The organism is Neorhizobium sp. P12A (genome assembly GCF_008365395.1).
Lineage (GTDB): Bacteria > Pseudomonadota > Alphaproteobacteria > Rhizobiales > Rhizobiaceae > Rhizobium.
Genome location: NZ_QOVX01000017.1, coordinates 1 through 11,780 on the forward strand (window position 1 = coordinate 1; position 11,780 = coordinate 11,780).

9 protein-coding genes are annotated in these 11,780 nt (G+C 59.6%); 2 read left to right on the forward strand and 7 right to left on the reverse strand.

Annotated elements, in window-relative coordinates; all coding sequences use genetic code 11:
- The first annotated feature begins 832 nt into the window (after positions 1-832).
- The gene (locus DTW90_RS28895; protein WP_149342825.1) at positions 833-1,426 is read left to right on the forward strand and encodes a transglutaminase-like cysteine peptidase; all 594 of its coding nucleotides are present in this window, start codon (positions 833-835) and stop codon (positions 1,424-1,426) included.
- Positions 1,427-1,510: 84 nt separating this feature from the next.
- Here DTW90_RS28895 and DTW90_RS28900 read toward each other — a convergent pair whose 3' ends face one another.
- The 5 genes from DTW90_RS28900 to DTW90_RS28920 all read right to left on the reverse strand — a co-directional run bounded on the left by DTW90_RS28900 (position 1,511) and on the right by DTW90_RS28920 (position 7,715).
- Positions 1,511-4,669, reverse strand: a complete 3,159-nt coding sequence (locus DTW90_RS28900) for an efflux RND transporter permease subunit (protein WP_149342826.1) — start codon at positions 4,667-4,669, stop codon at positions 1,511-1,513.
- Positions 4,670-4,688: 19 nt separating this feature from the next.
- A complete protein-coding gene (locus DTW90_RS28905; RefSeq protein ID WP_149342828.1) occupies positions 4,689-5,843 on the reverse strand; it encodes an efflux RND transporter periplasmic adaptor subunit in 1,155 nt (384 codons plus the stop codon).
- A 60-nt stretch (positions 5,844-5,903) separates the two neighbouring features.
- Entirely contained in the window at positions 5,904-6,512 is a 609-nt protein-coding gene (locus DTW90_RS28910; protein ID WP_149342830.1) for a TetR family transcriptional regulator, read from the reverse strand.
- A gap of 141 nt (positions 6,513-6,653) precedes the next feature.
- Positions 6,654-7,133: a hypothetical protein gene (locus DTW90_RS28915; protein ID WP_149342832.1), complete on the reverse strand. Its 480-nt coding sequence runs from the start codon at positions 7,131-7,133 to the stop codon at positions 6,654-6,656.
- A 150-nt stretch (positions 7,134-7,283) separates the two neighbouring features.
- Positions 7,284-7,715, reverse strand: coding sequence for an OsmC family protein (locus tag DTW90_RS28920; RefSeq protein WP_132525158.1), 432 nt, complete (start codon positions 7,713-7,715; stop codon positions 7,284-7,286).
- A gap of 322 nt (positions 7,716-8,037) precedes the next feature.
- On the opposite strand from DTW90_RS28920, the gene DTW90_RS28925 reads away from it, so the two are divergent.
- Positions 8,038-8,787 (forward strand): FadR/GntR family transcriptional regulator, encoded by a 750-nt coding sequence (locus DTW90_RS28925; RefSeq protein WP_149342834.1) that lies wholly within the window; start codon positions 8,038-8,040, stop codon positions 8,785-8,787.
- A gap of 23 nt (positions 8,788-8,810) precedes the next feature.
- Here DTW90_RS28925 and DTW90_RS28930 read toward each other — a convergent pair whose 3' ends face one another.
- A complete protein-coding gene (locus tag DTW90_RS28930) occupies positions 8,811-10,319 on the reverse strand; it encodes a GMC family oxidoreductase (RefSeq protein WP_149342836.1) in 1,509 nt (502 codons plus the stop codon).
- 150 nt (positions 10,320-10,469) lie between these two features.
- Positions 10,470-11,732, reverse strand: coding sequence for an ABC transporter substrate-binding protein (locus DTW90_RS28935; protein WP_149342838.1), 1,263 nt, complete (start codon positions 11,730-11,732; stop codon positions 10,470-10,472).
- Between the last annotated feature and the right edge of the window lie 48 nt (positions 11,733-11,780).

The window sequence follows — 11,780 nt, forward strand, 5'->3', positions numbered from 1 at the left end:
TTGTCGATGGCTTTTTCATCGGGGCCGGAGCGCGGCAGGTAAGTACATCCCGACAACAACATCGCAGCAAAGGCAATGCAGCCGATCGGCTTCAAAATGTTTTTGTTCATATACCGCCCACTCGATGATCCCCGAAGGGCACTTGTCCCTCCGATGCAGCAATTATCAGAGTTGCCTGAAGAATTCGAGAAGGTTTTCCCAAAGCAAACTCAAGAGAATCCCCAACTGTTGCACCGCAGCAACGTTGCGATAGAAATAAAAAGTCAAGGATTTACAGAGCACAAATGGAATCAAAGATGAGACTGCAATTAAACCGATTATTTTAGGGCGAAAATGGCGACTTTCCGGCCTATTTTATACCCAAGCGCCTCTTTTCGGGGCAGTTTATGTTTATATTAGGCCTTCTTAAATCATAAATATATTTTGATAGCAAAGTCACATCTTCGAAAACTTGGCGTTGTAACCAAGGCTTGGCGGAGGCTGACATCGGCCATTGAAACCGCATCTCTCTATAGAGAGCAGGCCTCAGCGCAGCGTGAAATCCGTACAGTCCGAACATGTCACGACAGCGACAGTGCTTCCGCCCCATCGACACGTGAGAACAGGAAATCCATATTTTTCAATGCTTTGCAGCAAAAATCCGAGATCGATAAAATTGCTCATATCCATTTAAGCGCTTTGAGACCCCTCCTCGGTATTGTCGCAGTCATCGGCGGACGAAGCAGGACAGAGCTTCGCGGCATGAAGCATCCGCTTAGGCCCGGAATGAGTTTTCGGGTGTTGAGACAAGAACAGGCGGAAGAACCGCTCTGCTTGAAACGGGGATATGGACATGATGAAGCAAGTTATGCTTGCAGCAACAGTGGCGATTGCGGCCTTGGCCGGCAGTCAGCCCGTATGGGCGGCCGGTCCAGCCGGTTACGCACGCAGTCTGATCAATACGCCGACCGTGAGCTACATCGTGGAACGGCAGCCGACCCTGGCACCTTTTGCCCAGGTCCGGTTCTGCATGCAGAATCCGAGTGAATGCCACACGAGCGAAGGCGCCTCCATGGTGGTGCTGACGGATTTCAACCGGCAGGAACTCGTATCGACCAACAACGACGTCAACCACTCGATCATCGGCGTAAACGATCAAGCCGGCGACGATGTCTGGTCCGTCAACGTCAAGTCCGGCGACTGCGAAGATTACGCGCTGACGAAGCGCGACCATCTGATCGCCAAGGGCTGGTCGCCGCGCGCACTGCGCATCGCCGTCGCCACGACGCGGTCGGGCGAAGGCCACGCCGTGCTGGTCGTCAAAACCGACCACGGCGATCTGGTCCTCGACAACAGGACCAGCCGCATCAAGCCATGGAACGAGACTGACCTGAGCTGGGTCAAGATTCAGTCGGGTGAAAATCCCTACCTCTGGTACGCTCTCTGATCGAAGATCGAACATCTGCAATGAGGAAGGGCTCCGGTGATACCGGAGCCCTTCCTGCTTCTGCCCGCGCTTTTATTGGTTGATCTACTCTGCGGCGATCTGCGGAGGAATGTGATTGCGCACCCGGTCCTGATCGTCCGAACCGGAAGCGTTGTCCTCGACCGGCTGCTTCGTCTTTGGCGCCTTGCCGAAGAAGAGGGCGTAGCCGGCCGGCAATACGAAGATCGTCAGCACCGTCGCGACCAGGATGCCGCCCATCATGGCGTAGGCGAGAGGTCCCCAGAAAACGCCGCGTGAGATCGGGATCAGGGCCAGGACCGCCGTCAGCGCGGTCAGCATGATCGGGCGGAAACGGCGTACGGCCGAACCGATGATCGCCTCCTGCCGGTCCATGCCCGCCCTTATGTCCTGATCGATCTGGTCGACCAGGATGATCGAATTGCGGATGATGATCCCGAGCAACGCTATGACGCCGAGGATGGCAACGAAGCCGAAGGGCGAACCGCTGATCAGAAGTGCGGCTGCGGCCCCGATAATGCCGAGCGGGCCGGTTGCCAGCACCAGCATCGCCTTGCCGAAATGCTGCAGCTGCGCCATCAGGAGAACGACGATGACAAGCAGCATGATCGGCGCCTTGGCGGCAATCGAGGCCTGGCTTTCCGCCGAATCCTCCGCACCGCCCTGGATCTCGATCCTGTAGCCGGCAGGCAGGCTGGACCTCAGATCCTGCATGTCACTATAGAGCTTGGTCACGACATCGTTGGATTGAACGCCGTCCGGCAGCGTTGCCCTGACCGATATCGTCGGCAGGCGGTCACGACGCCATTCGACCCCCTGCTCCATGACGGGCACGACCTTGGCAACCTGCGACAAGGGTACGAAGCCTCCGGAATCCGTCGGAATGTAGACGGAATTGACTGCCGTCAGCAGATGGCGGCTCGCATCCGGTTCCCGGGCCACGATCGACACGGTTTCCTCGCCCTCGCGGTAATCGTTGAGAGGCGCGCCCGACATGGAGGCCTGCATCGCCTGGCGAATCCGCTGCGAGGTCACGCCCAGCGCACGGGCGCGGTCCTGATCGATGACAAGCTTCATGGCAGGCACCGGCTCCAGCCAATCGTCATGGATAGCACCGAGCAGCGGGTTTTGCGCGAAGCGCTGCTTCACCTCGTCGGCGATATGGCGAACCTCCTGCCGATCGGGACCCATAACGCGCAGTTGCACCGGCCAGCCTGTCGGGGGCCCGAGGAAGAGCCGATCGACCTTGGCGCGGATCGACGGAAAATCATCCGCGAGAATGGTCCTGAGCTTGACGATCAGCCTTTCGCGCGACGGCTCGTCCTTTGCCATGACAAGAAGCTGGGCGAAGTTCGGATTGACGAGCTGCTGGTCGAGCGGCAGGAAGAAGCGCGGTGCGCCCTCGCCGATATAGGTGGCGATGAACCGTTTGTCCGGATCGTCGGCCATGCGCGTTTCCAGCGCCTTCGCCTGCTTCTCGACTTCTGAAATGCTGGTGCCCTCAGGCAGCCAGAGATCGACCAGGATTTCCGGCCGCGAGGACTGCGGGAAAAAATTCTGCGGAATGAACTGGAAGGCGAAGAGACTGCCGGCAAAGGTGGCAAGTGTCAGCGCAAGAACAATGATGCGATGCTTGACCGCCCAGGCGACCGATCCGCGTAGGCGGCGGTAGAAACGCGTATCGAACACATCATGGTGGCTACCCGCATGATGACGCTGCTTCAGGATCATGTAGCCGAGCCACGGGGTGAAATAGACCGCCACGAACCAGGACGTGACCAGAGCAATCCCGACCACATAGAAGAGCGAACGGACATATTCACCCGCCGTAGAGGCCGCGAAGCCGACCGGAATGAAGCCGGCCGTGGTGATCAGCGTACCCGTCAGCATCGGGAAGGCCGTCGAGGAATAGGCGAAGCTCGCAGCATCGAGCTTGACGAGCCCCTCCTCCAGTTTGCGTTCCATCAATTCGACGACGATCATGGCGTCATCGACCAGAAGGCCGAGCGCGATGATCAGCGCGCCGAGCGAAATGCGCTGCAGGTCGATGCCGAGTTCGTACATGATGGCGAAGGTCGCCGCCAGCACCAGCGGAATGGCAATGGCGATGACAAGCCCGGAACGCCAGCCGATCGAGACGAAGGAAACGATCAGCACGATGACCAGCGCTTCGCCGAGCGCATGCATGAACTCGCTCACGGCGTCGGTCACGACATCGGGCTGGTTGGCGATCTGATCGACGGAAACACCGACCGGCAGGGACGAGATGAACTGCTTGTAGGTGTCGTCGACGGACGCGCCGACATCAGTCACCTTGAAGCCCTTGGCCATAACGACGCCGACCTGCACGCTCTCGTGACCATTGTAGAGGAACTTCGCCGTATAGGGATCCTCAAGGCCCGGCGTGACGGTCGCGATATCGCCGAGGCGCGTCACCTGGCCGCCGGCCCTCAGCCGCAGTTCGCGGATATCCTCGACCTTGTGCACGTCGCCCTGCACGGAAATGCGCACCGAGCGCGTACCGGTATCGACAGAGCCGGCCGGATCGACAATGTTCTGGCCTGCAAGGGCATTCTGGAGATCGGTAAGCGTCAGGCCACGCTCTGCCAGGACCTTGGAGGACACGTCGATAAAGATCTTCTCGGGCTGGTCACCGATGATGACGGCCTTCTCGACACCCGGCGTCGCAAGCAGCATGTCACGCGCCTGGATCGCGAACTTTTTCAGTTCCGGATAGCTGTAGCCATCGCCGCTGATCGAATGCAGTGTGATGAAAGTATCGCCGAACTCGTCGTTGAAATAAGGGCCAAGCAGGCCCGACGGCAACTCGTTCGAGATATCGCCGACCTTCTTGCGCACCTGGTAGAAGGCGTCGTTGACCTCGGCCGTATTGGTGTCGCCCTTGATCTGGAGCTGGATGATCGCGCTGCCGGCACGCGTATAGGACTTCACCCAGTCTAGGTGCGGCGTCTCCTGCAGCTTGCGCTCGATCTTGTTGACCACCTGGTCCTGCATGTCGTTGATCGATGCACCCGGCCACATGACCTGGACGACCATGACGCGGAAGGTGAAATCAGGATCTTCTTTCTGTCCCATATGGGTGAGACCGAGCGCGCCGGCGATGATGATCAGCCCGAACAGGAAGCGGGCGATGCTTGGATGGGCAATCGCCCAGCGCGACAGGTTGAAAGGCTTCTTCTCGTCGGTGACGGTGTTCATGGTCATGATCCCTCTCCGAAATCGATCAGCGAACGACGTCTGCGGCAGCTGTGCTGTCGTCGTCGGCGGAAGCCTGCTGGCTTTTTGCGGCGGGCAGCTTGACCTTCATGTTCTCGGCCATGAACTGCGTGCCCGCGGTGATGACGACATCGCCCGCCTTCAGCCCGTCGGCGACGCGCACGCCGTCAGCGGAAAAATCCGCCACCTTGATGGCGCGTGAATGAACCGTGCTCGCACCGCTGTCGACCAGCCAGACGACCTGCTGACCGTCTTTCTCCGCAAGCGCGCTGAGCGGAATGGAAACGAGAGGCCGCGTGTTTTCTGCCGTCGCCTCAATCGTTGCGGTCATGCCGAGCAGCACGCGCGGATCGTTCGGCATGCTGACACGGACGGCAAAGGTTCTGGATTGCTGATCGGCACTGCCGGAAACCTCGCGCACCTTGCCGTCGAGAACCAGCGTGTCGTCCGACCAGAAGCGCGCCTTTACCTCCTTGCCCGGCTTGAACTGGGCGATATCCATTTCCGGAACGGCGATCTGCACTTCCTTTTCGCCATCGACGGCAACTGTGATGACAGGCGTGCCGGAGCCGACCACCTGGCCGACATCCGCATTGATTGCCGTCACGATGCCGCTCATGTCGGAGGTGAGATCAGCATAGGCCACCTGGTTATTGGCCTCGTCGAGTGCCGACCGGGCGGAGTCTCGCGTCGACACGGCCTGATCATAGGTGAGGTCTGCCTGCTCGAGCTGCGACTTGGGAGAAACATTCTTGTCGAAGAGCTGCTGGGCGCGCTTATGCGCCAGGTCCGCCGTCTGCACCTGCTTGTCGGCGGAGGCAAGATCGGCCTGGGCGCGGCGCACGGCCAATTCGTAATCAGTGGAATCGATTCGGGCGAGAACATCACCCGGTTTTACCTTCTGGCCGATATCGACACGGCGGTCGATGATCTTGCCGTTGATGCGAAAGCCGAGGTTCATTTCGGTGCGTGCGCGGACGGAACCGGAATAATCGAGCGCTCGCGTCGTATCCGCCTTGGCGATGGCAAGCACTTTGACCGGCCTGACGACCTCGGTATTTTCCGCCTGCTTGTCGTTGCAGCCTGCAAGAAAGCCCGCCATCGCGACGAGCGCGAGGCCAGCAACAGAAGGCATAAGTGTGCTCTTGCGCGAAGATGACATCTCGCACTCCTCAGTCGATATGGGTGACAATGGCAGGAGCGCGGTTTTCCGCGCTGCCTCTTATTTCTTGAGAGCTCGAATAGCGAACTCGATCAGATCGTCGGGCGATGCCCGGTTTTCCTTGGTAAGACATTGCGCCACCATCTGAGGGTGGCAGAGGTTGACTGTGGCGGCGCCAAAACAGCGTGACGCAACGACCGGGTCCTGTTCGAAGAATTCGCCGGCCTCGATGCCCTGGCGAATGATCTCGGCAATCACGTCGTGAACGCTGTCGATATGCTTTTCGATGACATGCCAATCACGCTCGATCGCGACGACAATCATCTCGTGGACCTTCTGCTCGTCGAGCATGGCCTCTACGGTCATTTTGTATTGCTCGTGCACGTAATACCGCAGGCGATCGGAAGCGCTCGCCTGCAGGCGCGAAGCATCGACCACGATTTGATAGCTCTGCTGCAGCATGCGGCCGCAGATAGCCTGGTGGATTTCCACCTTGGAGGCGAAGAAGCGGTAGATATTGGCCGTGGACATGCCGAGATCGCGCGCGATATCGGCCACGGTTGTCTTGCTGTAGCCGTAGTGGCGGAACAGCTTTTCCGCGGAATCGAGGATACGCGTCACGTTTTCCTGACGTACGCTATCCATGCCGAGTTCAGCGAGATCGATCATGTAAGCACTTCCAATTTACGAGTGACGTTTTTCGATTTTCGTCAGTCGTAAAGCATTATTACTCACATGTCAATAAACCGCCCGGCCCAGAGGACCAGGCGGGCAATACGCCGCATGCGGAAAAAACGATATAAGACCGGCTCAGATACCCATCAGCGTCGGGCGAAAACGCCGAACACTGAAGAAGCCGACGACAAGGAAAATCACCAGCAGCACAGCCTGGGAGATTGCCACCGGCGGCGAGGCGTCGGTCGGGGCAAGCGCATGGAGCGGCGGGATCTTCTGGAAGGACTGCACGATCAGTACCAGACAGTTGAAAAAGAGCATCGCCAGCGCGCCCACGACGAAGACAGCACGCCAGATGCCACGCATCTGAAAGCTATAGCGGGCAAGTGCGGTCGGGATGAAGATGATCACGCAGATGACGCCGACCGCGATCCCCGGCGTAACGCCGTTAAAGGGAAAGAGAAAACTCGTAACAAGCGTCAGCGCCGTCGTCAGCATGTAGAGAAGCGTGGTCTTCTCATAGCGCCGCGCCTTGATCAGGCCTTGAGCGACGACGATGCCGCTGCCGATTGCGATCAGGCTCAAAATGACATGGATCAATGTAAGTCCGGACATTCCTGCATACCCCCAACAAGAGAAACGAGGCGGAGGATAGTGAGCCGGCCGGCGGAGCGATTGAACAAACCCCGCATATTTTTCAATGAATGCCTATTCTGTGCAGGAAAAACGCCGGATCCAAAAATCCGGCGCAGTAGCGATCACCGATCAGCCGAGCTTGGCGTCGAGCGTGATCGGAACGGCGGAGAGTGCCTTGGAAACTGGGCATCCGGCCTTCGCCATCGCAGCCAGTTCCTCGAACTTCGCCTGATCGGTGCCGGGGATCCTGGCAACGAGCGTCAGATGGATCGCGGTGATGGCAAAACCGCCGTCGACGCTTTCGAGCGTCACCTTGGCGGTCGTGTCCATGCTGTCGGCCTTGAGACCGGCTTCGCCGAGGATCAGCGAGAGGGCCATGGTGAAGCAGCCTGCATGGGCAGCACCGATAAGCTCTTCCGGATTGGTGCCGGCAACGCCCTCGAAACGGCTGGCGAAACCATAGGGATATTCCTTGAGCGCGCCGCTCTGTGTCGAAATCTGCCCTCTGCCGTCCTTAAGACCGCCGGTCCAATGAGCGGAACCTGTGCGATTGATTTGCATACCGTCCTCCTGTTTCGATTGAGCGTTAAGGGAGAGCACCTGCCGTCCCAGGTTACCTATTGGAAGAAGCCGAAACGACTGCCCCAGCCGGCAATATAATGCTCTATCTCGGGAAGACGACAGGCCGGCGACGATTCCACCACCAATTGAGAGACGGTTTCGAACTGCACAGGCGCGCTCCCGAACTTTCGAAAATTCGGCAATCAAAATAATATGACTTTTTATGGTAGTGGGCGCCGTATCCCTCCACGAATCTGTCGCAAAGCGCAGCGAATTCGGCTAATCAACATCCGGCTGCGGGGGAGCTGGGCGGAGAAAGCACTTGGAAGCGATTGAGCGTGACGGAGATATCCCGAGCGAGCCCCCGGCTCGTCGCCCTCGCGTTCGCCGCAACGTGACGGCAGCCCTGGCGCAGGACATCTGTTCGGAGCGGTATCCGGTCGGCAGTCCCTTGCCGCGGGAGAACGATCTCTGCGAGATCTACGGCGTCAGCCGCACGGTCATCCGCGAATCCCTGAAGATATTGGAATCGAAAGGCATGGTGCGCGGCAGGCCGCGCGTCGGCACCACGGTCTGCGACCGCGACGACTGGAACATCCTCGATGCCGACGTACTCGAATGGATGGGTCCCTATATCCGCGATTTCGACATTCTCGGCTGCATCCTCGAAGCCCGCCGCACCATCGAGCCGGCCGCTGCCGAATATGCCGCCGAGCGGGCAACCGCCCGCGAGGTCGCCGATCTCGATCAGGCCTGGCGGCAGATGCGCGATTCAGCCCTTGATCCCGAACGTTTCACCGAAGCCGACGTGATGTTCCACACCGTGCTTCTCGGCGCCAGCCACAACCAGGTCTTTCGCCGCCTGTCGAGCGCCANACTGACCTATGCGCTGCATGCCTCCAACGTCGCCGTCGACAGCCGCGAGGAGGCGATCGTGGTCCATGGCGAGCTGGTCGAGGCGCTCAGATTGCGCGACCGGGCCGCCGCCCGTGACGTTGCCAACCGCATGCTCGACCTTGCCGTGCGCGACCTTGCCGCTGCCTTAGCCAAACGGAACCTGTCTGGCGGCTGATCGCCTCAACGCCGGGCTTCTCGCTACCGCTTCAAATCCGCCTGCGACATATGGTCGGCAACCCGCAACGCCTGCGCCGCAATCGAGAGCGCCGGGTTGACGGCTGCCGAGGTCGGCAGATAGCTGGCATCGACCACGAACAGGTTCGGATGGTCGAAGGCGCGGCAATAGACGTCGAGCGGGGCCGAGGAAGGGTCGTTGCCGATCCGGACCGTTCCGCATTGATGCGAGGGCGTGCGCTTGTCGAAGGGCCGCGACAGCACGATCGGAAAGCCGGACTTCTTCAGCACGCGCTTCAGCTTCGACACCAGATCGAGATGCGCCTGCCAGTTCGTGCGCACCCATTGCAGCACGATCCGCTCGCCCTCGACCGTAATTCGGCTTTCCGGCGATGGCAGATCCTCGCTCATGGCGTAGAAATCGATCGCATGCGCCGAGATCCGATTGAGCAGCCACTCCGGATAAGCCGGCATATTGGCCTTCAGGATCGCCCCGGACACCCGCCCGAGCAGCTGTACATTGCCAAGCGGCGGCCCGCCCTCGCCGTCAGAGAGATAGAAATCGTTGAAGCCGAAACTCTTCTGATAGATGGAATCGTTGCGATAGCTTGGCGAGATCGCTAGCACGGCAGACGAATTGTGATTCATGAAGTTCCGGCCGACCTGGTCGGAGCGATTGGCAAGACCGCGTGGATTGGCCTCGCTTGCCGACCGCAGCAAAAGCACGGCCGATTGCACCGCACCGGCAGACAGAACCACCAGCTTCGGTCTGATAACCTTCGCCTCGCCGAAGGAGGTGTAATGCACGGCGGCGATCGTCTTGCCATCCTCGGCCGTTTCCAGCCGCGTCACGCGCGCGCCGGTCTTCAGCCGAACATTCGGATGCTGCAGGGCGTTCGTCAGCGAGATCGTCTCGGCATCCATCTTGCCGTCGAAACTGTTGGGATGCGCGTCCCAGGGCGTATTCCCCTTTGCGAGCCACTTGTCGATATCGACGCCGAGCGGCAGGGAATAGGTGTGCATGCCATTTTCCTGCAGGCGCTTGCGCACCTTGGCGATGGCAGGCTCGTCCGGAACGGGCGGAAAGGCATAGGGTTTTGAGTGGAATGGTTCGGTCGGATCCTGGCCGAGAGCACCTCGGACCTGAAAGAACTGCTCCGCCTGGCTGTACCAGGGCTCCAGCTCTTCATAGGGAAAGGGCCATGCGGGCGAGACGCCGTGAAGATGCTGCATTTCCTCGAAATCTTCGCGCCGATAACGAACGAGCACCGCGCCATAGAATTTCGTGTTTCCGCCGACATTGTAATAGTTGCCCGGGTTGAAGCCCTGGCCGCCCTTTTCGTACCAGGTTTCCTTGGGACGAAAATGCCCGCGCTGGAAGATCGCCCGTTGGTCGCGGTTTTCCGGCCGGTCCTCCAACCGTTCGCCTGCTTCCAGAATGAGAATGTTGGCGCCGCTTGCGGCAATGCCCGATGCCAGCGTCGAGCCGCCCATGCCCGACCCGATAATAACGACGTCCGGTTCCCCAGCCATGATTCCTCCCAATGCTCCTCAATCGATTTGTGGAGCGAAAGAATGGGGATTGTCCAGATTGAATAAGGACGCGAATAACAAAGAGCCAAAAATGACTCGGCAGCCGACGGGCCGGTGCTGTCTCTACCAGCCCGCCGAAATCGCAAAGACTTACTTGTTCAGCTGCGCCTGCAGCTTGTTGACGTCATCCGTCGACATCTCGCCATCGGTCGTCACCTTGCCGTCGACGATCTTCCAGAGGCGGAACGGGCCGGTGATGTCGCCGTATTTGTCGAAGGCCACAGGGCCGATCACGCCTTCGTAGCGGATCGGCCTGCCCTGCTTGATCAGGTCGAGCGCCTTGGCGAACTCCTCCTTGCCGGCATAGATCGGCGTGCCTGCCGGATCGACCGCTTTGAACATCGCATCCTTGATCTTGGCCGGATCATCCGAACCGGCAATCGCGATGGCAAGCCCGACAATGGCGCCGGCATCATAGGAACGGTCGGCTGCCGGGTTTGAAGGTTCGATACCGGAGAAGTCCTTGTAGTTCTTCATGAAGTATTCGGTCGAGGCCGTCGGGCTGGTGCCCGAGGAGGTGCCATAGGCATCCTTAAGATAGTCCGCACCGACGGAATCGATGAAGTCAGGACTGTTCATGCCGTCATTGAGCAGGAATTTCTGGACACCGCCCTGCGAGATCCAGGTGCGGGCGATCGTGGCGCCATCGACCGGGGTGCTGACGAGATAAAGGCCATCCGGCTCGCCGCCCATCGCGGCTGTGACTTCGGAGGCGTAGCTCGACTGCTTTTCGTTATAGGGCGTGTCTGACACGATAGTGCCGCCGAGCGCCTTATAGGCACGGGAGAATTCGGCGACCATGTTGACGCCGAAGTCGTTGTTGACATGGATGATCGCGAGCTTCTTGAAGCCCTTGTCGATCGCATACTTTGCCGCAGCAACGCCCTGCAGCGCGTCCGATGTAATCGTGCGGAAGAAGATGCCGTTGGTCTTGCCGTCGCGGCCGAGCGCCGTCAGCGTCGGCGAGGACGAGGCCGGCGAAACCTGCACGATCTTTGCCGGCGCCGTGACCGAGGTCAGGATCGGGATCGAGACGGACGAGATGATGCCGCCGATGATCACGGGCACCTTCTTCACCTGCACGAGCTGGGTCGCCGCATCGACGGCGACGTTGCCCTGGCTCTGGCTGTCGCGTGTGTCGGTCACAAGATCGCATCCATGCACGCCGCCTGCCGCATTGATATCGCGGAAGGCCATTTCGACGGACTTGGCGCCGGCCTGGCCGTATTCGCCGGCGGGACCCGTCAGTTCCATCACGAGGCCGACGGTCACCTTGCAATCGGCGGCGTTGGCAACACCGGCAGCGGCAAGAAGCGCCAGGGCGGTGGTGAGTTGAAATATCGTCTTTTTCATTGCTGTTCCCCTTGTTAGGTACGACTTCTATTTCAGTTTGTAAGCCTG